Here is a 20689-nt window from a genome sequence, read left to right on the forward strand (position 1 = left end):
CGGTCACGTGCCGTCCGGCCGGCCGTTCGGTCACCGGCCGGCGCCGGTCAGGCCCGGCTCCACCGCTGGTTGGTGTTGCCGTGACAGGTCCAGACGATCACCCGGCTGCCGTTGGCGGTGCCGCCGTTCTCGACGTCCAGGCACAGCGACGGAAAGCGGACGTTGCTCACCGTGCCGTTGCCGTTGAACGTCCACTGCTGGTTCGTGCCGCCGTTGCAGTCCCAGATCTGCACCCGCGTGCCGGCGCTCGCGTTCGTCGGCACGTCCAGGCACTTGCCCAGCACCTGCAACGCCTGCCCGGTGGCGGTGAACTGCTGGTTCGGGTTGCCGTGACAGTCCCAGACCAGCGTGCCGGTGCCGTTGGCGGTACCGGAGTTGTCGACGTCGAGGCAGCGCCCGGCCGACTCGCTGCGCAGCCGGAACGTGGTCGGGGTGGGCGGCGGGGAGGTGGTGCCGCCGCTGACCCGGTAGACCACCGTGCCGTGGGCCGGCACGCTGGCGGAGATCGCGCCCGAGGTGCTGGTGGTGGCGTCGGTCCACGCGTCGCGCAGGGTGAACGAGCTGCCGCTCTTGCCCACCGCCGCGGCCGTGGTGGAGACGGTCGTGGTGCTGCTGCCCTGGTTGAACAGGGCGACCGCGACGTCGCCGTTGGCCAGCGGCTTGGCCAGCACCCGCCGGGTGCCGTCGTTGGCGACCTGGACCGCCTGGCGGCCGAGCGTGTCCTGGTTGATCGCGACCAGGTTCTGGTTGCGCAGGATGGCCAGCGTGGCCGCGTTCGTCGACCGCGCGTCGTGGCCCATCATCAGCGGCGCGGCCAGGACCGACCAGAGCGCGAAGTGGCTGCGCATCTCGGTGTCGGTCATGCCGCCCCGGCCGACCTCCAGCATGTCGGGGTCGTTGAACCCGCCGGGGGCGGCGTAGCCGGCCAGCGGCACGGTGACGTCGACGATGTTCTGGATCCCCATCGGGTAGCCGTTGGTCTGGCCGGTGTTCCACGCGTTGGTGATGTCCTCGGTGGTGCGCCAGAGGTTCGCCACGTCGCTCCAGTTGCGCTGCGGCCCGGTCTTGGCGTGGTAGCTGTTCGGGTTGATGCTGTAGACGATCTGCCGGCCGGTGGACGCCAGCGCGTCGCGCATGATGCCGAACCTGGCCACCTGGTCGTTGATCGTCCCGGTGGAGGAGCACCAGTCGTACTTGAGGTAGTCGACGCCCCACGCGGCGAACTGCCGCGCGTCCTGGTACTCGTGGTTGAGGCTGCCGGTGGCGCCGGGGAAGGCGCCGCCGACCTGGGCGCAGGTCTTGTCCAGCGGCACCTGGTAGATGCCGAACAGCAGTCCCCGGGCGTGCAGGTAGTCGCCGAGCGCCTTCATCCCGCTCGGGAACCGCTGCGGGTGGGCCTGCAGGTTGCCCTGGGCGTCCCGGTTGGGGTCGAACCAGCAGTCGTCGACCACGACGTACCGGTACCCGAGGTCGCGCAGCCCGTTCGCGACGATCGCGTCGGCGGTCTGCCGGATGAGGGTCTCGTTGATGTTGCAGCCGAAGGTGTTCCAGGTGTTCCACCCCATCGGCGGGGTGCGGGCGACGCCGTTGTCGAGCGCCCGGGCCGGGCGTGGGGCCACGACCCCGTCGGTGACGGTGGCCGTGAGCGCCACCGCCGTGACGCCCAGGGCGGCCAGCATCCATCGTGTCCGTCTGCGCACTGATCCTCCTCGCTGGGCGGACGCCGGCCGTGCCGACGGCCGCGGCGGAGCGGCCCGCCTGTCGCCGGCCCGCGCGCCAGCGCGCCGGCCCGGGACGAGACGGCGCGGCGTTCGGGACGGGTCGGCGGATCGCGGTCGGCCGCTCCGGGTGGTGGGGTCCGGCGGTCACCCGGGTCGTCGTCCGTCGCCGCCGCGCTGCGGTGCGGGGTCGTCCACGGAGTGCCACGTCGGTGCGGTGATGCCGCGGATGTTATCGCTGACATTAAAGCCTGTAAATAGCGGCGGGCCTCGTGGGGCGGGGTGGTCGGCGCGTCCTCGGGGCGGGCTTGGAGAGGGAAACGGCCGCTGAAGGGCTCTCTGCCGGCCGGCGGGAGGGCCTCGAAGGGCGGGCCCCGGGTGTCGTCGACCGCGTCCTCGCAGGCGTTCTCGGAGGCTCAGGATGTTTTCGCTAACACAGGCACGTTCCGGCACCCGGACCGACCGTCGCCGCGGAGCGTCGGGGATCTCGTCCGCACGGCGGCCCCGCCGGTCCGGTGGCCACCGTGGTGATCGCTCACCCGATGGCGCTCCCCGTTACGTAGCTGTTGCGCAGAGGTGTCTTGACGGATGTGTATGTGAGCGCTAACACTAACCTCCGTGATGCGGCGGAGGTGCAGATGAGCGAAGTGGACGCGGCCGACCGGTACGTGGTCGGGGTCGATTTCGGCACGCTGTCCGGGCGGGCGCTCGTGGTGCGGGTGCGCGACGGCGCGGAGGTCGGCACGGCGGTGCACGACTACCGCCACGGGGTCATCGAGTCGGCCCTGCCCGACGGCGGCCCGGCGCTGCCCCCGGACTGGGCGCTCCAGGACCCCGACGACTACCGCGACGTGCTGCGCGAGGCGGTGCCCGCCGCGCTGGCCGTCGCCGGCGTGGATCCGGCCCTGGTCGTCGGCATCGGCACCGACTTCACCGCCTGCACCGTTTTGCCGACCCTCGCCGACGGCACCCCGCTGTGCGAGGTGCCGGAGCTGCGGCACCGGCCGCACGCCTGGGTGAAGCTCTGGAAGCACCACGCGGCCCAGCCGCAGGCCGACCGGATCAACGCCCTCGCCCACGAGCGGGGCGAGCCGTGGATCGGCCGCTACGGCGGCAAGATCTCCGCCGAGTGGCAGTTCGCCAAGGGGTTGCAGATCCTCACCGAGGATCCCGAGGTCTATCGCCGGGCCGAACGCTTCGTCGAGGCCGCCGACTGGATCGTCTGGGAGCTGTGCGGGGTGGAGACCCGCAACGCCTGCACCGCGGGCTACAAGGGCATCCGGCAGGACGGCCGGTACCCGTCGGCGGACTACCTCGGCGCGCTCGACCCCGACTTCACCGACTTCGTCGCCAAACTGGACGGTCCGCTACTGCCGCTGGGCGCGCGGGCGGGCACGCTCGGCGCCCGGGCGGCGGCCTGGACCGGGCTGCCCGAGGGCATCGCGGTCGCCGTGGGCAACGTCGACGCGCACGTCACCGCCGCCGCCGCGCAGGCACTGCGCCCGGGCCGGCTGGTGGCGATCATGGGGACGTCCACCTGCCACGTGCTCAACGGCACGCACCCGGCCGAGGTGCCGGGCATGTGCGGTGTGGTCGACGGCGGCATCAGCCCTGGCGCCTGGGGCTTCGAGGCCGGGCAGAGCGGCGTGGGTGACATCTTCGGCTGGTTCGTCCGCAACGCCGCCCCGGCGGGTCTGGACTCGCACGAGCGGCTCACCGAGCTGGCCGCCGCCCAACCGGTCGGCGCGCACGGCCTGGTCGCGCTGGACTGGTGGAACGGCAACCGGTCGTTGCTGGTCAACCACGACCTCAGCGGGCTGGTCGTCGGGCTGACGCTGGCCACCCGGCCGCCGGACGTCTACCGCGCCCTGCTGGAGGCCACCGCGTACGGCACCCGGATGATCATCGAGGCGTTCGCCGAGGCCGGCGTCCCGGTCGACGACCTGGTGGTCGCCGGCGGGCTCACCTCGAACCGGCTGCTGATGCAGATCTACGCCGACGTCACCAACCGTCCGCTCGGCATCATCGGCTCCGCCCAGGGGCCGGCGCTCGGGTCCGCGATCCACGCGGCGGTCGCCGCCGGCGCGTACCCGACGATCCATGAGGCGTCGGCCGCGATGGGGCGGGTGGACGAGGGCGTCTACCGGCCCGTACCGGAGAACGTCCGGGCCTACGACGCGCTCTACGCCGAGTACCGCGCGCTGCACGACCACTTCGGTCGCGGCGGTGACGACGTGATGCTGCGCCTGCGGGCGATCCGGAACGCGGCGCGGGACGCCGCCGCGCAGACCGACCCGGTTCTGGAGGTGATCGGATGAACGCCGACGTCGCCCGGCAGGTCGCCGCGGTGCGCGAGACCGTGGCCCGGCTGCACCGCGAGCTGACCCGCTACGACCTGGTGGCCTGGACCGCCGGCAACGTCTCGGCCCGCGTTCCCGGGCAGGAGCTGATGGTCATCAAGCCCAGCGGGGTGGACTACGACGACCTGACCGCCGACACGATGGTGGTCTGCGACCTCGGCGGCACCGTCGTGGACGGCGGCGGCTCGCCGTCGAGCGACACCGCCGCGCACGCGTACGTCTACCGGGCGATGCCCGAGGTCGGCGGTGTGGTGCACACCCACAGCGGCTACGCCACCGCGTGGGCGGCGCGGGGCGAGGCGATCCCGTGCTGGCTGACCGCCCAGGCCGACGAGTTCGGCGGCGAGATCCCGGTCGGGCCGTTCGCCCTGATCGGCGGCGACGACATCGGCAAGGGGATCGTCAGCACCCTGGCCGGGCACCGCTCGCCCGCGGTGCTCATGCGCAACCACGGCGTCTTCACCATCGGCCGGGACGCCCGGGCGGCGGTCAAGGCCGCGGTGATGTGCGAGGACGTGGCCCGCACCGCCCACCTGGCCCGCGCGCTCGGGCCGCCGCTGCCGATCGCGGCGGCCGACGTCGACGCGCTGCACGACCGCTACCAGAACGTCTACGGCCAACGCCCGACCACCGACCCCACCACCACACCCGGTCGTGCCGGCCCTGTCGGCCGCGCGTCCGGCTCACCCCACCACGAGGAGAACCGATGAGAACCAGGAGCACGGCACGCACCGTCATCGCGGCCCTCGCCGGCGTGCTGCTCGCCGGCGGCATGGTCGCCTGCGGCAACAGCGACACCGGCGGCGGGTCCGGCGGCGACGACAAGATCGTCCTGGGTTTCTCCCAGGTCGGCGCGGAGAGCGGCTGGCGCACCGCGAACACCACCTCGATCAAGGAGGCGGCGGGCGAGGCCGGCATCGAGCTGAAGTTCGACGACGCGCAGCAGAAGCAGGAGAACCAGATCAAGGCGATCCGCAACTTCATCCAGCAGAAGGTCGACGTCATCGCCTTCTCGCCGGTCGTCGAGTCCGGCTGGGACACCGTGCTGAAGGAGGCCAAGGACGCCAAGATCCCGGTGATCCTGACCGACCGCGCGGTCGACTCGGCCGACAAGTCGCTCTACAAGACGTTCCTCGGCTCGGACTTCAAGAAGGAGGGACGGCTCGCCGGCGAGTGGCTGGTGGAGCAGAAGAAGTCGGCGTCGGGCCCGGTCAACATCGTCGAGCTGCAGGGCACCACCGGCTCGGCGCCGGCGAACGACCGCAAGGAGGGCTTCGCCGGCGCGATCGCGGCCAACCCCAACCTGAAGATCATCGCCTCGCAGTCCGGTGACTTCACCCGCGCCGGCGGCAAGCAGGTGATGGAGCAGTTCCTCAAGGCCAACCCGAAGATCGACGTGCTCTTCGCCCACAACGACGACATGGGTCTGGGCGCGCTGGAGGCGATCACCGCGGCGGGCAAGGTGCCCGGCAAGGACATCACCATCATCACCGTCGACGCGGTGAAGGACGGCATGCAGGCGCTCGCGGACGGCAAGTTCAACTTCATCGCCGAGTGCAGCCCGCTGCTCGGCCCGCAGCTGATGGACCTGGTGAAGAAGGTCAAGGCCGGCGAGGAGGTCCCGGCCCGGATCGAGACCGAGGAGACCACCTTCACCCAGGAGCAGGCCAAGGAGGCGCTGCCCAACCGCAAGTACTGACCCACCCGCGGGGGTCGCCGTCGCGCCGACGGCGACCCCCGCGCCACCACCGTCGAAGAAGAGGTCCGATGGGTACGGGTGAGCGTCCGGTCCTGACCATGACCGGCATCAGCAAGACCTTCCCCGGGGTCCGTGCGCTGCACGACGTCGACTTCCGGCTGTTCCCGGGCGAGGTCCACGCCCTGATGGGCGAGAACGGCGCCGGCAAGTCGACCCTGATCAAGGTGTTGACCGGCGTCTACGGCACCGACGCGGGCGTCGTCACGCTCAACGGTGAGCAGGTCTCCTTCAGCGGGCCGATGCAGGCCGCCGCGGCCGGCGTGAGCACCGTCTACCAGGAGGTCAACCTCTGCACGAACCTGTCGGTGGCGGAGAACGTCTTCATCGGCCGGGAGCCGCGCCGCCTCGGCGCCGTGCGCTGGGGCGAGATGCGCCGGCGCGCCCGCGAGCTGCTGGCCCGGCTCGACCTCGACCTCGACGTCACCGCGCAGCTCGGCACGTACTCGCTGGCCGTGCAGCAGATGGTGGCGATCGCCCGGGCGATCGACGTGCGGGCGCGGGTGCTCATCCTCGACGAGCCGACCTCCAGCCTCGACGCGGGCGAGGTCGCGCAACTGTTCCGGATCATGCGACAGCTGCGCGACGAGGGGATCGCCATCCTGTTCGTCACCCACTTCCTGGACCAGGTCTACGGCATCGCCGACCGGATCACCGTGCTGCGCAACGGCACCCTGGTGGGGGAGTACCGCACCGAGGAACTGCCCCAGTTCAGCCTGGTCGAGAAGATGATCGGCCAGGAACTCGACGTGCTGGAACGGCTCGACGAGCAGCAGAAGCGCGCCACCGTCGCCCCCGCCGGGACGGACCCGCTGGTGGACGCCGTGGAGCTGGGGCGGCGGGGCGCGGTCGCCCCGTTCAGCCTGCGCATCGAGGCCGGTGAGGTGGTCGGCCTGGCCGGCCTGCTCGGCTCCGGCCGCACCGAGGTCGCCCGCCTGCTCTTCGGCGCCGACCGCGCCGACCACGGCCAGGTCCGCCTCGACGGGGGCCGTTCGCCGCTGCGTACCCCGGTCCAGGCCATCGAGCAGGGCATCGGCTTCTGCTCGGAGAACCGCCGCGCGGAGGGCATCGTGCCGGAGCTGTCGGTCCGGGAGAACATGATCCTGGCGATGCAGGCCGCGCGTGGCTGGCTGCGTCCGGTTCCGCGCCGCCGGCAGGACGAGCTGGTCCGCCGGTACGTCGAGGCGCTCAGCATCCGGCCGGCGAACCCGGAGCTGCCGGTGCGCAACCTCTCCGGCGGCAACCAGCAGAAGGTGCTGCTGGCGCGCTGGCTGATCACCGAGCCGCGCCTGCTCATCCTGGACGAGCCCACCCGCGGCATCGACGTCGGCGCCAAGGCCGAGATCCAGAAGCTGGTGGTGCAGCTCTCCGACGGCGGCATGGCGGTGCTGTTCATCTCCGCCGAGCTGGAGGAGGTGCTGCGCCTGAGCCACCGGGTCGCGGTCATGCGGGACCGCGAGATGGTCGCCCAGCTCACCAACGACGACTCGCTCGACGCCGACCGCGTCATGCGCACCATCGCCAGCGGAACCCCGAGGGAGGAGGTGACCCGATGACCACCGTCGCCGACCGCCTCCGCCCGGTGACCGGCCACCGTCTGTTCTGGCCGGCCCTCGTGCTCGTGGTCATGATCGCCGCGAACACCGTCTACCGACCCGGCTTCCTCGCCGTCGAGGTCAAGAACGGCCACCTGTACGGCACGCCGGTCGACATCCTCCGGTTGAGCGCGCCGCTGATCCTGGTCGCGCTCGGCATGACCCTCGTCATCGCCACCGGCGGCATCGACCTGTCCGTCGGCTCGCTCTGCGCCATCAGCGGGGCGATCGCCTGCCTGCACATCAGCCGGGCGGCCGACCCGGACAGCCCGTCCACCGTGCTCACCGCGCTGGCCCTGGCCTTCGGGGCCGCGTTGGTGCTCGGCGCCTGGAACGGGGTGCTGGTCGCCGTCATCGGCATCCAACCCATCATCGCCACGCTGATCCTCATGGTGGCCGGGCGGGGGATCGCCCAGCTGGTCACCGAGGGGCAGATCATCACGATCAACTCCGGCCCGTACCGGGCGATCGGGCTCGGACACCTCCTCACCCTGCCGCTGGCCATCCTGATCGCCCTGGCCGCGGCGCTGCTGGTGGCCGCGTTCACCCGGCGCACCGCGCTCGGGCTGATCGTCGAGTCGGTGGGCGGCAACGCCGAGGCGAGCCGGCTCGCCGGCATCCGGTCCCGGCGGATCGTCTTCCTGGTCTACGTGGTCAGCGCCGCCTGCGCCGCGCTCGCCGGCTTCATGGTCACCGCGAACGTGTCCAGCGCGGACGGCAACGCCGCCGGCCTGTGGATCGAACTCGACGCGATCCTCGCGGTGGTGATCGGCGGCACCTCGCTGGCCGGCGGCCGGTTCTCGCTCGGCGGCACCGTCCTGGGCGCGCTGATCATCCAGACCCTGACCACCACGGTGTACGCCATGAACATCTCGCCCCAGACGTCGCTGCTGTTCAAGGCCGTCGTCGTCATCGCGGTCTGCCTCGTGCAGGCCCCGGCGTTCCGGGCCCGGTTCCGTCGTCGACGCCGTGGCGTCGAACCCGGCCCGGCGGCGCCCCAACGGGAGAAGGAGCAGGTGCCGGCATGAGCAGCGCGTCGTCGACCGTCGCCCGGTCCTGGCGGCCCGGACTGCCCCGGCGGCACGTCCCGGTCCTGGCCACGCTGGCCCTGCTGCTGGTCATGTACGGCATCGGGGTGTCCCAGTACCGCGCGTTCTCCAACGTCCAGGTCGTCTTCAACGTCTTCATCGACAACGGCTTCGTGCTCGTCGTCGCGGTCGGCATGACCTTCGTGATCCTCACCGGCGGCATCGACCTCTCCGTGGGCTCGGTGGTCGCCATGACCGCCATGGTGTCGGCCGCCCTGCTGCGCGACGGCATGCCGGCGGCCCTGGTCCTGGTCATCGCGCTGCTGATCGGACCGACGCTGGGCTTCCTGATGGGCTGCGCGATCCACTTCTTCGACATCCAACCGTTCATCGTCACGCTCGCCGGGATGTTCTTCGCCCGGGGCATGTGCACGTTCATCAGCGGCGCCTCGATCTCCATCACCGACGGCTTCTGGACCGGCATGTCGCAGCAGCGCATCGGGAACCCGGCCGGCAACTTCGTGTCGATCAGCGTGCTGATCGCGTTCGCGGTGGTCCTGGTGGCGGCGTACGTGCTGGCGTACACCCGGTTCGGCCGCAACGTGTACGCCGTCGGCGGCAACGCGCAGTCGGCGTTGCTGATGGGCCTGCCGGTGGCGCGGACCCGGATCGCCGTCTACACCATCAGCGGGCTCTGCTCGGCGATCGGCGGCATCCTGCTGTCGTTCTACACGCTGTCCGGCGCGCCGTTGATCGCCGTCGGCATGGAACTGGACGTGATCGCCGCCGTCGTGATCGGCGGCACCGTGCTCACCGGTGGATCCGGATACGTCTTCGGCACCGTCCTCGGCGTGCTGGTGCTGGGCGTCATCCAGACCCTGATCACGTTCGACGGCAGCCTCAACTCCTGGTGGACCAAGATCGTGATCGGCGGCCTGCTGTTCGCGTTCATCCTCCTCCAGCGCCTCATCGGCATCCGGTTCAAGTGACGGTTCCTAGCGCGGAAGGCAACAACATGGCAACTCACCCCCAGCCCGAGGTCTGGTTCCTCACCGGCAGCCAGGGCCTCTACGGCGAGGACACCCTGCGGCAGGTCGCCGAGCAGTCCCGGCAGATCGCGGCGTGCCTGGACGAGTCGCCGGACATCCCCGTACGCGTGGTCTGGAAGCCGGTCCTGACCTCCGGCACGGACATCCTCGCCGTCTGCCGGGACGCGGCCGTGCGGGGCGCGGTCGGGGTGATCGCCTGGATGCACACGTTCTCCCCGGCGAAGATGTGGATCGCCGGCCTGGACGCGCTGCAGACGCCGCTGCTGCACCTGCACACCCAGGCGAACGTGGCGCTGCCCTGGGACACCATCGACATGGACTTCATGAACCTGAACCAGGCCGCGCACGGCGACCGCGAGTTCGGCTACATCCAGACCCGGCTCGGGGTGGCCCGCAAGACCGTCGCCGGGCACGTCACCGACCCGCGGGTGGTCGGACGGGTCGCGGCCTGGGCCCGCGCCGCGGTCGGCTGGTCGGCGGTGCGGTCGTTGCGGCTGGCCCGCTTCGGCGACAACATGCGCGACGTCGCGGTGACCGAGGGGGACAAGGTCGAGGCGGAGCTGCGGTTCGGCGTCTCGGTCAACACCTACGGCGTGAACGACCTGGTCGCGGCCGTCGACCAGGTCGCCGACGCGCAGGTGGACGACCTGGTCAAGGAGTACGACGACACCTACCGGGTGGACGCCGACCTGCGGCCCGGCGGCGCCCGGCACGACTCGCTGCGCTACGCCGCCCGCCAGGAGTTGGGCCTGCGGGCGTTCCTCGACGAGGGCGGCTTCCGCGCCTTCACCACCAACTTCGAGGACCTGGGCGGGCTGCGTCAGCTCCCGGGCATCGCGGTGCAGCGGCTGATGGCCGACGGGTACGGCTTCGGCGGCGAGGGGGACTGGAAGACCTCCGTGCTGGTGCGGACGTTGAAGGCGATGGCCGTCGGCATCGACGGCGGCACGTCGTTCATGGAGGACTACACCTACGACCTGACGGTCGGCCAGGAACTGGTCCTCGGCGCGCACATGCTGGAGGTCTGTCCGAGCATCGCCGCCGACGTGCCCACGGCGGAGGTGCACCCGCTGAGCATCGGCGGGCGGGAGGATCCGGTCCGGTTGGTGTTCGACGCGGCGTCCGGCCCGGCCGTCGTGCTCGGCATGGCCGACATGGGGGAGCGGTTCCGGCTGGTCGCCAACGAGGTGGACGTGGTGCCGCCGCCGCACCCGCTGCGCCGCTTGCCGGTGGCCCGCGCGGTCTGGCGGCCGCGCCCCGACCTGGCCGGCTCGGCGGAGGCGTGGATCACCGCGGGCGGCCCGCACCACACCGTGCTCTCCCAGGCCGTGGGGGTGGAGGAGCTACGCGACCTGGCGGCGATGGCCCGCACCGAGCTGGTCGTCATCGACGCCGACACGGCGCCGCACCGGTTCGCCGACGAGCTGCGCTGGAACCAGGCGTACTACCGGCTCGCCCGGGGGTTCTGAGGCGCGCGGCGGCACGCCGGGTGGCGGGTCCCGGGCCGGGGCCCGCCACCCGGATGTGTCCGCCGGGTCACGCCTTGACGAACGTCATGTTATCGCTCACAGTCGATGTGTCGGGTCGTCGACATCGCGCGCGGACCGTTCCGGGCCGAGACCGCGCCGCAGCTGTGCGGAGATCCGACTCCCTTCCGGCGCGAACGACTGTTAGCGATCACATGGGCGGTGCCGCCTGCGTCGTCCCGCCCCGGAACCGGTCGACGAAGGAGAGTCATGGTGAGCAGAGGTCGGTTGGCCCGGCTCCTGGCGGGGTTGGCGGCGATGCTGGTCGGCGGCGCGCTGGTGACGGTGGCGCCGGTGCCGGCGTCGGCCGCGACGGTGGACACCGGCGCGTGGTACGTGCTGGTGAACCGCAACAGCGGCAAGGCGCTGGACCTGTACAACCAGGCCACGAACGACGGGGCGCGGATCACCCAGTGGTCGCGCAACGACGGGGCCTGGCAGCAGTGGCAGTTCGTGGACTCCGGTGGCGGCTGGTACCGGATCCGGTCGCGGCACTCGGGCAAGGTGCTGGACGTGACCGGCGCCTCGACCGCCAACGGTACGGCCGTGGTGCAGTGGTCCGACCACAACGGGACCAACCAGCAGTTCCGGCTGGCGGATTCGGACAGCGGCTACGTGCGGCTGGTCAACCGCAACTCGAACAAGGTCGTGGAGGTGCAGAACGCCGCCACGACCGACGGCGGCAACATCGTGCAGTACGACGACTGGAACGGCGCGAACCAGCAGTGGCAACTGGTGCGTGTCGGGGACGGCGGCAACCCGAACCCGGGCGGCACGTTCACCAACCCGGCCGTCTGGCAGGACTTCGCCGACGTCGACATCATCCGGGTCGGGGACGTCTACTACATGTCCGCCTCGACCATGCACTACTCGCCGGGCGCGCCCGTGCTGCGCTCCTGGGACCTGGTGAACTGGGAGTTCGCCGGGCACTCCGTCCCCCGGCTCGACTTCGGCGCGAAGTACGACCTGACCAACGGCGCGCACGCGTACGTGGACGGCATCTGGGCGTCGACGTTGAACTACCGGCCGAGCAACCGGACCTACTACTGGGCCGGTTGCGTCGACTTCGCCCAGACCCACATCTACACCGCCGGCGCGGTCGACGGCGCCTGGAGCCGGCTGACCACCATCCCGAACTGCTACTACGACGCCGGCATGCTGATCGACGACAACGACACGATGTACGTGGCGTACGGCAACGGCACGATCAGCGTGGCGCAGCTGTCCGCCGACGGGCGCAGCCAGGTACGGGCCCAGCAGGTCTACCAGACGCCGTCGAGCATCGGCACGCTGGAGGGGGCCCGCTTCTACAAGCGCAACGGCGCCTACTACATCTGGCTCACCCGGCCGGCCAACGGCCAGTACGTGCTCAAGTCCACCAACGGCCCGTTCGGCCCGTACGAGCAGCGGCAGGTGCTGCTCAACCTGCCCGGTCCGATCTCCGGCGGGGGCGTGCCGCACCAGGGCGGGCTCGTGCAGACGCAGAACGGCTCCTGGTACTACATGGCCTTCACCGACGCCTACCCGGGCGGCCGGATGCCGACGCTGGCGCCGATCACCTGGACCGCCGACGGGTGGCCGCAGGTGCAGACCGTCAACGGGGCCTGGGGCGCGAGCTATCCCAACCCGCTGCCGCTGCGCCCGGTCAAGCCGCTCACCGGCACCGACACCTTCGCCGGCACCACGCTCGGCGTGCAGTACGAGTGGAACCACAACCCGGACAACAGCCGCTGGTCGGTGAACAACGGCCTGCGGCTGCAAACCGCCACCGTGACCAACGACCTCTACCGGGCCCGCAACACGCTGACCCACCGGATCCAGGGCCCGACCTCCACCGGGACCGTGGAGCTGGACTACTCGGGCATGCGCGACGGCGACCGGGCCGGGCTCGCGATGCTGCGCGACAGCTCGGCGTGGATCGGGGTCCGGCGGGACAACGGCACCACCCGGGTGGTGATGACCAACGGCCTGACCATGGGATCCGACAACTGGAACACCACCTCCACCGGGACCGAGATCGCCGGCGCACCAATCTCCGGCGGGCGGATCTGGTTGCGGGCCAACGCCGACATCCGGCCCGGCTCCGGCCGGCAGGCACGGTTCTCCTACAGCACCGACGGGGTCACCTTCGTCCCGTTGGGCAACGCGTTGACGCTCAACAACGCGTGGCAGTTCTTCATGGGATACCGCTTCGGCATCTTCAACTACGCCACGCAATCACTCGGTGGCGCGGTGACCGTACGCCAGTTCTCGTTGACGACCCCGTGACAACGGTCACCATTTACGACCGTTGACATATCTGCGAATTGCCCGGGGTGGGGTTCCGGTAATCATCGGAAAAGCCTCACCCCGGGCCCAATACACCGGCGCGGAGCTGGGACTTCGCCGTCCCGGCCGGAGGAGGGGAATGGGGCCGTGGACGATTCCGTGGCATTCGGCGGCCGGCGCCCGGACGCGGGACGGACGGTGCCGTTCCGGCGGGAACGGCTGGCGTAGACTGTCGCCACCCGGGCCGGTCCGGTCGAGATCGACCGGGTTCGGCCACCGCGGGCTGTCGGAAAGTGAGGTGGCCGTGCGCGGTCCTGCGATGACGGACGTGGCTCGCCTCGCCGGGGTGTCGCACCAGACGGTGTCCCGGGTCCTCAACGGGCATCCCAACGTGCGCGAGCAGACCCGGCTCCGGGTCCAGGCGGCCATCACCGAACTCGGCTACCGGCCCAACCGCGCCGCCCGCGCGCTGGTCACCGGCCGGTCCCAGGTGATCGGCGTGGTCGCGCAGAACACCACCCTCTACGGGCCGGCCTCCCTGCTGGCCGCGCTGGAGCAGACCGCCGCCGAGGCCGGTTTCGCGGTCAGCGTCGGCAGCGTGAGCGACCTCGACCACCGCTCCATCTCCGCGGCGGTGGAACGGCACCTGGCCCACCGGGTGGCCGGCATCGTGGTGATCGCGCCGGTCGAGTCCGCCGGGGAGGCGCTGGAGCGGCTTCCCCAGGACGTGCCGCTGGTGACCGTCGACGGCGACCCGCGCCGACCGATCCCGCTGGTGACGGTCGACCAGGTCGCCGGCGCCCGGGCCGCCACCCAGCACCTCCTCGACGCCGGGCACCGCACGGTCTGGCACGTCTCCGGCCCGTCGGACTGGTTCGACAGCGCCGGCCGGATCGAGGGCTGGCGCGAGGCCCTGCAGCTGGCCGGCGCCGAGATACCGCCACTGGTCCCGGCCGACTGGTCCGCCGCCGCCGGCTACCGGTCCGGGCAGATGCTGGCCCGCATGCCCGAGGTCACCGCCGTCTTCACCGCAAACGACCACCTCGCGCTCGGCGTGCTCCGCGCGCTGCACGAGCACGGCCGGCGGGTGCCGGACGACATCAGCGTGGTCGGGTTCGACGACGTCCCCGAGGCGGCCTACTTCATCCCGCCGCTGACCACCGTGCGCCCCGACTTCGCAGCGGTCGCCGGGGCCAGCCTCGACCTGCTGCTGGCGCAGATCGAGTCGGCCGGCGTCGGCCCGTTGCGCCAGACCATCGCGCCGACGCTGATCCCGCGACGCAGCGTGGGTCCACCGCCGCGGCGCTGAGCCGGGTCAGATCGGGAAGCGGCCACGCCGCCACTGCCAGTGGCGGCCGGCGCGGAGGTGGTCGACGACCGCGCGCTGGAGCACGGTGCGGCGCGGCAGCTCGTCGAGCGGCGTGCTCAGCGTGCGGAACACGAACCGCAGCACCTCGACGTCGCCGTCCAGCCCTTCCTGCTCCTCGTAGGGCTCCAGCGCGAACCGCCGCTGGAAGCGGATGATGTTCGAGTCGTCCGGCAGGTATTCGCGCAGTTGCGGGTCGAGCAGCCACGAGCCGCAGGAGAACTCCGTGTGGGGCTCGTCCGGGAAGTGGCGCGGGAAGAACGCGCGGGCCTCGTCGAGCGACGCCGTGACCGCCTGCGGGGTCAGCGGCCCCGCGTCGGGGATGTGCAGGCCGATGGTCTCGCCGCGCTGGTGCTGGAGCCGGCCCAGCTCGTAGAGGCCGCCGCGGGTGTGCAGCGTCAGCCAGCTCTGCATGACCGGCCAGCCCTCGCCATTCATCCGCCGGTCGACGGCCAGGTTGCGGCCCAGGTCGGCCAGCGTCGCCCAGGACACGGCGTCGGGCACGCCGTGGTCGCGGTGGTAGCCGCGCGTGACCGCCACCAGGGCCAGGTACGCGTAGACGTAGAGGTGCCGCCCGGCCGGGCCCCGGTCGCGCGGCAGCGCCGGACCGGGCGGCAGCCACTCGTGGCCACCGAGGTCGGCGCGGACCATCGCGGTCGAGCGGTCGAGCAGCCAGCGCAGCTCCGGGGTCCACAGTGGGGAGCCCGGGTCGGGCCAGCCGGCCAGGATCTCGGCGGCGTCCTCCGGTGGCACCGCGAGGCGGTCCAGCAGGGCGGGCGCGTCGGCCCGCGTGGGCAGCGGCGCCGACGGGTGGTCGGCGGCGAGCCGGTGCACGCGGTCGACCTCGTCGACCGGAACCCCGAGCCGCGCGGCGATGTTGTCGAGATCCACGTGGCCGACCCTACCGACCGGCGGAGTCGCGGCGACAGGCCCGATCCCGGGCCGGCGTGCCGGTGCGCGTGGTGGAGGTCGCCGCAAGGTCGTGAAGAATACTTGCGGAACTTACTCCCATCGATGAGCATATCCTTCATATTGACTGACGTGCATCGATGGGTGCGCGTCGGTTCCGCGGGCGGACCAGGTGTGAGGAGTGCAGATGAGGATTCCCCTTCGACGCGTGGCCGGAGTGCTCGCCGCCCTGGCGTTGACCATCGCCGGGGTGCTGACGGGCCCGGCCGCCGCGCAGGCGGCCACGCCCGCCTGGCCGACGCTGAGCGGCGGCACGTCCGGTCCGAACGTCGCGTCGGCCCAGTTCCTGCTCCGCCACCACGGGGGGACCCTGACCGTGGACGGCGCCTTCACGGCCGGGACCACCACCGCGGTACGGACGTTCCAGGCCGCCAACGGGCTCACCGCCGACGGGGTCGTCGGTTCCCTGACCTGGGCCCGCCTCGTGGTGACCCTGGACGCCGGCGCCAACAACAACGCCGTACGTGCACTGCAGACCGCGCTCAACAAGTACGGCTACGGCCTCACCGTCGACGGCGCCTGGGGCGCGGCCACCACCAATGCCGTCACCAGTTTCAAGACCACCAGAGGGCTCACCGGCGGCGCCACCGTCGGCGCGACCACCTGGCAGTGGCTCCTCGGGGACGGTGGTGGTGGAGGCACCTACGCCCTGGTCATCGGGCGCTCGGTGCTGCCGCGCACCGAGTACGACGACCCGCACCACGACTATCCGGCGATCGACCTGCCCACCAACAGCGGCGTGACGACGTACGCGATCACCGCCGGCACGGTCGGCCACGCCGGCGGTGGGTGCGGCTACGGCATCGGCATCACCGCCGACGACGGCACCTACTACCTGTACTGCCACCTGTCCTCCCGGGCGGTGGCCGACGGGGCGCGGGTCGTCGCGGGCCAGGTCATCGGCTACACCGGCTCCACCGGCAACTCCACCGGCCCGCACCTGCACCTGGAGGTACGGGTCGGCGGCGCGAACCGCTGCCCGCAGAATCTCCTGCTGGCCCTCTACGACGGGTCGGCCGTGCCGGCCCCGGCCACCCTCCCGTCGACCGGCTGCACCTACTGACGGGGACGGGGCGGCGCGGGCGACCCGTCCGGATCGTCCGCGCCGCCCCGGGCGCTCAGGCGAGCTCCGCCCAGCGGGCGTACATGGTGAGGTCACGGACGGTGCGCCGGGTCAGCTCCGGCGGCACGCCGTCCCCCCAACCGGCGGCGACGGTCGCCGCCCTGCGCAGCTGCCGCGCGGCGGCGTCGGCCGACCGGTCGGGCAACCCGTCGGCCAGCAGCCGTTCGGCCGTGGCGAGCCGGAGCCGGACCCCGGCCGTGGTGGCGCCCGGCGCGCAGGCCGTGGCCTGACGCAGCGCCTCCCGCAGCGACGCCGTCCCGGCGCGGGCGGCGGCCCGGTAGTCGGCGTGCGGGACCGTCGCCCGGGTCCGGAACGTGCCTTCCCGCAGGGCCTCCTGCTGCCGGGCGTTGAGCTGGTTGTACGCGAACAGCGCCGCGCCGTCGGAGTCCGCGTCGTTCACCGCCCGCACCTGGTCGAGCATCAGATCGGGGGACGACCCCCGCAGCGGGCCGTAGGTGGCGGTGTAGAGCGGCACGTCGCCGACCCGGCGGCGCATCACGGCGGTGTCGTGCCCCACCGAGTCCGCGGAGGTGCCGAAGGACATGCCGGTGAGGAAGTCCAGCGTGCCGGCGTCGACCCAGGCGCCCCAGTTCTGGAACTTCTTGGCCAGCCCGTCGGTCGGGTCGGCGAACACGGCGGCGGAGAGCTTCCGGTCGCCGGCGACCCGCCGCTGCATCGTGCGGACCTGGTCGACGAACGTGGTGACCTGCTTCTCCCGCCAGGCGTTCCAGGTGGGCCACTGCGGTGATTCGGGGTTCAGCGTGAACGGGTCCACGCCGTGCTCCGCGGCGAACGTCGCCCGGCTGTACGCGGAGTAGGAGAAGTCCGCGCCGTAGGGCAGGGAGACCGGGTAGCGGATGTAGTCCAGGTGCAGACCGTCCACGTCGTAGCCGCGCAGGATCTCCTCGAACGTGGCGAGCACGTGGGTGCGTACCGCCGGGATCGCCGCGTCCATCCAGTAGTAACCGGGCTCCATCCGGGACGGCTGCGGGCCGGTCTTGCCGACGTCCTCGCGCTCCACCGCCGCCCACTCGGGGTGCGCGGTGAGCACCGGTCCGCCGCCGGACTCGACGCCGACGAAGAAGGTGTGCGTCCAGGCGTGCAGCTCGATGCCCCGGGCGTGCGCCTCGGCGATCCAGACCTTGAGCGGGTCGAAGCCGCGCATCTCGGGCCGCTGGGCGGGCATGCCGGCCCGCTCGGCGACCGGGCTCGGGTAGATGGTGTAGCCACCCCAGACCGTCTCGAGGAACACCATGTTGAACCCGGCCGCGGAGATCCGCTCCACCGTGGCGCGGATCTGCTCCGGGCTGGTCTCGATCGGGCGGACCCAGAGGCCACGGCCCTCCACCGGACGGGACTCACGGGCCCGGTAACCGGCCACGTCGGCGCGGCGGGCGGCGTCGCGGGCCAGTTCCGCGGCGCGTTCCGGCTCGGCGGCGGCGGCGTCGCGGGCCCGGCCCAGCAGGCCCGCCGCCTCGGCGAGCGCGGTGTCCACGGCGGCCGGGTCGAACTCCAGGCAGCTCGCCCGCGCGGCCTGGCCGGCCTGGCGCGCCGCGGACACGGCGCGTTCCGCGCCGAGCAGGAAGCTCTCCGCGTCGACGTCCACCGTGACGGTGTCACCCTCGACGGCCACCCGGGCGCCGAGCGGGGCGTTCCCCTCCAGCCAGGAACCCCGTGAGCCGTGCCCGGACAGCACGAAGCCGTCGGCGGGCACAGCGCTGTCACCGCCCTGACGGGCGACCACCCGGCCGTCGCGGACGGTGATCTCGTAGCCGAAGTCGTTGGTTCCGGTGCGCTCCCGACCGGCGGCGGGGGTGTAGACGACGAGTTGCTCCGCGCCGCGGCACCCCGGGAAGCACTCGCCCTTGGCCGGGTCGACGCCGGCCGGGTTGGTGGTGGCGGTCGGGTCGGTGGCGTCGACGGTGGTCGTGGCCCGCCGGATCAGCAGGTTGCGCAGCTGCACCCGCTCACCGGCGCGCAGCCTGTCGCGCAGCCACCGTCGGTCGTCGACGCCACCGGCCTCGGGTGGGGAGGCGGACAGCACGGCGCCGTCGGCCGGGATGGCGTTGTTGCCGGGCTTCGGGCAGGAGTCGAGCGCGGTGCAGACGCTGATCACGTCGTACGCCCCGCCGCCGGCGGCGCGCAGCACCGCCTCGCCGCCGAAGGCGTTGGTCTTCGTCTCGGCCCCCGAGTCGGGGGTGTAGAGGGCGAGCACGCCGGCGGCGCGCGACGACGGATCGATGGCGTCGATCGTGGCGGTGGCGCCGTCGGCGGTCACGACGGTCGGCGCGCCGGACTCGGCGGCGGGTGGGGCGGCGGGCGGGGCGGCGGTGGCGGGAGCGGTCAGCAGCCCGAGCAGGACCACGCCGGCCGCCCCGCCGGCGGTGGCCCGGCGTAGGGGAGTGGGGGTAGGCATGCGGCCCATCGTGTGGTCACTGGTACGGACAAGTCAAGGCTTCAATCGGATAAACAAACCGGACACCGGGCGCAAAAGACGAGCTGGGGCTTGACGCGGCGGTGATCGTGGTCCAGTGTCTCCGGCAACTGGTCCGTACCACTCATCCCCCACGCATGGAGGACCCTCATGAGGCGTACCCGCGCCTTCGCCGCGGCCGCAGTGGCCGCCGCGTTCTTCCTCAGCGGCTGCGGCCTGTCCAGCGGCGACGACGCCGGCGCCGGCGGCTCGAACGACCCGATCAACGGTGAGGTCAAGGGCGACATCACGTTCGCCACGCTGGCCCTGAAGCCCACCTTCGACGACTACATCAACGGTCTGATCGAGAAGTTCGAGGCGCAGCACCCGGGCACCAACGTGACCTGGGTCGACCTGCCGTTCCAGGGCGCCCAGGAGAAGATCACCAACGACGCCCAGGCGGGCACCCTGCCCGACGTGGTCAACCTCAACCCGAACTTCGCCCAGAAGTTGGAGAAGCAGGGCGTCTTCGTGGACATGGAGACCAACGCCGCCGACGTCAAGGACTCCTTCGTCCCCGGCGCGTGGGACGCGTTCAAGGTCCCCGGCCAGGCCGGCTCGTACGGCCTGCCGTGGTATCTCACCAGCGAGATCACCATGTACAACAAGGACCTCTTCGCCCAGGCCGGGATGCCCGGCGCCGCCCCGCCGAAGACCATCGACGAACTGCTCACCCAGGCCGAGAAGATCTCCGCCGCCGGCAAGGGCCGCTTCTACGGCTGGCACCCGGCGCTGGAGAACACGTTCGTGCCGAACCTGGCGAAGCTGGGCGTCCCGCTGCTCAACGACGACGCCAGCAAGTGGACCTTCAACACCCCCGAGGCGGTCCAGTACGTCACCCGGCTGCGTGACCTCTACGCCAGCAAGGCGATCGCGCCGGACTGGCTGACCCAGGACCACGCCAAGGAGACCGAGGCGTACTCGGCCGGACGGGTGGCGCTGTTCCCGTCCGGGCCGAACTTCCTCAAGGTCGTCGGCCAGAACGCCCCGGCCGTCGCCAAGGCCACCGGGGTCGCGCCGCAGATCGCCAGCGCCGACGGCACCACCAACATGTCGGTGATGGGCCTGCTCGTGCCGAAGAAGAGCAAGAACCCGGCCACCGCGCTGGAGTTCGCCAAGTTCGTCAGCAACGCGGAGAACCAGCTCGCCTTCGCCAAGATCGTGACGATCCTGCCGTCCACCTCGGACTCGCTCAAGGACCCGTACTTCACCCAGGTGGACGCCGCCGACCCGACCGCGCAGGCCCGCCGGATCTCGGCCGAGCAGATCGCCAAGGCGCAGAACCTCACCCCGGTGCAGTGGGACGACCGCACCAAGGCCCTGGTGATCGGCAAGGTGCAGCTCGCCGTCAAGGGCGACCTCGACCCGAAGGCCGCTCTGGACCAGGCCGTGGACGAGGCCAACAAGCTGCTCGCCCGCTGACCCGCCGGCGCCGCCCGGCTCCGGCCGGGCGGCGCC

The 20689-nt window shown here is 71.9% G+C and carries 14 protein-coding genes; 11 read left to right on the forward strand and 3 right to left on the reverse strand.

What is annotated here, in order from left to right; genetic code table 11:
• Nucleotides 1-47 precede the first annotated feature (47 nt).
• A complete protein-coding gene (locus COO58_RS07405) occupies nucleotides 48-1700 on the reverse strand; it encodes a ricin-type beta-trefoil lectin domain protein (protein ID WP_091573859.1) in 1653 nt (550 codons plus the stop codon).
• A 656-nt stretch (nucleotides 1701-2356) separates the two neighbouring features.
• Here COO58_RS07405 and araB point away from each other — a divergent pair.
• From araB to COO58_RS07450, 9 genes are all read left to right on the forward strand, one after another.
• The gene (araB, locus tag COO58_RS07410; protein WP_098744293.1) at nucleotides 2357-4036 is read left to right on the forward strand and encodes a ribulokinase; all 1680 of its coding nucleotides are present in this window, start codon (nucleotides 2357-2359) and stop codon (nucleotides 4034-4036) included.
• The gene (locus COO58_RS07415; RefSeq protein WP_255292543.1) at nucleotides 4033-4788 is read left to right on the forward strand and encodes an L-ribulose-5-phosphate 4-epimerase; all 756 of its coding nucleotides are present in this window, start codon (nucleotides 4033-4035) and stop codon (nucleotides 4786-4788) included. Before araB ends, COO58_RS07415 begins: the two co-directional genes overlap by 4 nt.
• Nucleotides 4785-5777: an ABC transporter substrate-binding protein gene (locus COO58_RS07420; RefSeq protein ID WP_091573861.1), complete on the forward strand. Its 993-nt coding sequence runs from the start codon at nucleotides 4785-4787 to the stop codon at nucleotides 5775-5777. Before COO58_RS07415 ends, COO58_RS07420 begins: the two co-directional genes overlap by 4 nt.
• 68 nt (nucleotides 5778-5845) lie before the next feature.
• Complete coding sequence (locus COO58_RS07425; RefSeq protein WP_091573862.1) at nucleotides 5846-7390, forward strand: sugar ABC transporter ATP-binding protein; 1545 nt, start codon at nucleotides 5846-5848, stop codon at nucleotides 7388-7390.
• Complete coding sequence (locus COO58_RS07430) at nucleotides 7387-8457, forward strand: ABC transporter permease (RefSeq protein WP_098744295.1); 1071 nt, start codon at nucleotides 7387-7389, stop codon at nucleotides 8455-8457. The genes COO58_RS07425 and COO58_RS07430 overlap by 4 nt, the downstream gene beginning before the upstream one ends.
• The gene (gene yjfF / locus COO58_RS07435) at nucleotides 8454-9446 is read left to right on the forward strand and encodes a galactofuranose ABC transporter, permease protein YjfF (protein WP_098744296.1); all 993 of its coding nucleotides are present in this window, start codon (nucleotides 8454-8456) and stop codon (nucleotides 9444-9446) included. The genes COO58_RS07430 and yjfF overlap by 4 nt, the downstream gene beginning before the upstream one ends.
• A gap of 26 nt (nucleotides 9447-9472) precedes the next feature.
• The gene (araA, locus tag COO58_RS07440; RefSeq protein WP_098744298.1) at nucleotides 9473-10975 is read left to right on the forward strand and encodes an L-arabinose isomerase; all 1503 of its coding nucleotides are present in this window, start codon (nucleotides 9473-9475) and stop codon (nucleotides 10973-10975) included.
• A 267-nt stretch (nucleotides 10976-11242) separates the two neighbouring features.
• Nucleotides 11243-13300 (forward strand): RICIN domain-containing protein, encoded by a 2058-nt coding sequence (locus COO58_RS07445; RefSeq protein WP_098744299.1) that lies wholly within the window; start codon nucleotides 11243-11245, stop codon nucleotides 13298-13300.
• A 319-nt stretch (nucleotides 13301-13619) separates the two neighbouring features.
• The gene (locus tag COO58_RS07450; RefSeq protein WP_172967769.1) at nucleotides 13620-14609 is read left to right on the forward strand and encodes a LacI family DNA-binding transcriptional regulator; all 990 of its coding nucleotides are present in this window, start codon (nucleotides 13620-13622) and stop codon (nucleotides 14607-14609) included.
• A gap of 6 nt (nucleotides 14610-14615) precedes the next feature.
• Here COO58_RS07450 and COO58_RS07455 read toward each other — a convergent pair whose 3' ends face one another.
• Nucleotides 14616-15557 carry an acyltransferase domain-containing protein gene (locus COO58_RS07455; protein ID WP_098744301.1) on the reverse strand — a complete coding sequence of 314 codons (942 nt, stop codon included), beginning with the start codon at nucleotides 15555-15557 and terminating at the stop codon, nucleotides 14616-14618.
• 205 nt (nucleotides 15558-15762) lie between these two features.
• On the opposite strand from COO58_RS07455, the gene COO58_RS07460 reads away from it, so the two are divergent.
• On the forward strand, nucleotides 15763-16698 hold the full coding sequence (locus COO58_RS07460) for a peptidoglycan-binding protein (RefSeq protein WP_098744302.1): 936 nt from the start codon (nucleotides 15763-15765) through the stop codon (nucleotides 16696-16698).
• Between the two features lie 55 nt (nucleotides 16699-16753).
• Here COO58_RS07460 and COO58_RS07465 read toward each other — a convergent pair whose 3' ends face one another.
• Nucleotides 16754-19174, reverse strand: coding sequence for a glycoside hydrolase family 10 protein (locus COO58_RS07465; RefSeq protein ID WP_091573869.1), 2421 nt, complete (start codon nucleotides 19172-19174; stop codon nucleotides 16754-16756).
• Nucleotides 19175-19342: 168 nt separating this feature from the next.
• Here COO58_RS07465 and COO58_RS07470 point away from each other — a divergent pair, with 168 nt between their 5' ends.
• Entirely contained in the window at nucleotides 19343-20653 is a 1311-nt protein-coding gene (locus COO58_RS07470) for a sugar ABC transporter substrate-binding protein (protein ID WP_098744306.1), read from the forward strand.
• Nucleotides 20654-20689 lie beyond the last annotated feature (36 nt).

The sequence above is a fragment of the Micromonospora sp. WMMA1996 genome (assembly GCF_002573675.1).
GTDB lineage: Bacteria > Actinomycetota > Actinomycetes > Mycobacteriales > Micromonosporaceae > Micromonospora > Micromonospora sediminicola.

Excerpts from the sequence above, each read along its gene's own strand:
- araB (WP_098744293.1), top strand. The coding sequence starts at position 2,357 with ATGAGCGAAGTGGACGCGGCCGACCGGTACGTGGTCGGGGTCGATTTC.
- COO58_RS07415 (WP_255292543.1), top strand. The coding sequence starts at position 4,033 with ATGAACGCCGACGTCGCCCGGCAGGTCGCCGCGGTGCGCGAGACCGTG.
- COO58_RS07420 (WP_091573861.1), top strand. The coding sequence starts at position 4,785 with ATGAGAACCAGGAGCACGGCACGCACCGTCATCGCGGCCCTCGCCGGC.
- COO58_RS07425 (WP_091573862.1), top strand. The coding sequence starts at position 5,846 with ATGGGTACGGGTGAGCGTCCGGTCCTGACCATGACCGGCATCAGCAAG.
- COO58_RS07430 (WP_098744295.1), top strand. The coding sequence starts at position 7,387 with ATGACCACCGTCGCCGACCGCCTCCGCCCGGTGACCGGCCACCGTCTG.
- yjfF (WP_098744296.1), top strand. The coding sequence starts at position 8,454 with ATGAGCAGCGCGTCGTCGACCGTCGCCCGGTCCTGGCGGCCCGGACTG.
- araA (WP_098744298.1), top strand. The coding sequence starts at position 9,473 with ATGGCAACTCACCCCCAGCCCGAGGTCTGGTTCCTCACCGGCAGCCAG.
- COO58_RS07445 (WP_098744299.1), top strand. The coding sequence starts at position 11,243 with ATGGTGAGCAGAGGTCGGTTGGCCCGGCTCCTGGCGGGGTTGGCGGCG.
- COO58_RS07450 (WP_172967769.1), top strand. The coding sequence starts at position 13,620 with ATGACGGACGTGGCTCGCCTCGCCGGGGTGTCGCACCAGACGGTGTCC.
- COO58_RS07460 (WP_098744302.1), top strand. The coding sequence starts at position 15,763 with ATGAGGATTCCCCTTCGACGCGTGGCCGGAGTGCTCGCCGCCCTGGCG.
- COO58_RS07465 (WP_091573869.1), bottom strand. The coding sequence starts at position 19,174 with ATGCCTACCCCCACTCCCCTACGCCGGGCCACCGCCGGCGGGGCGGCC.
- COO58_RS07470 (WP_098744306.1), top strand. The coding sequence starts at position 19,343 with ATGAGGCGTACCCGCGCCTTCGCCGCGGCCGCAGTGGCCGCCGCGTTC.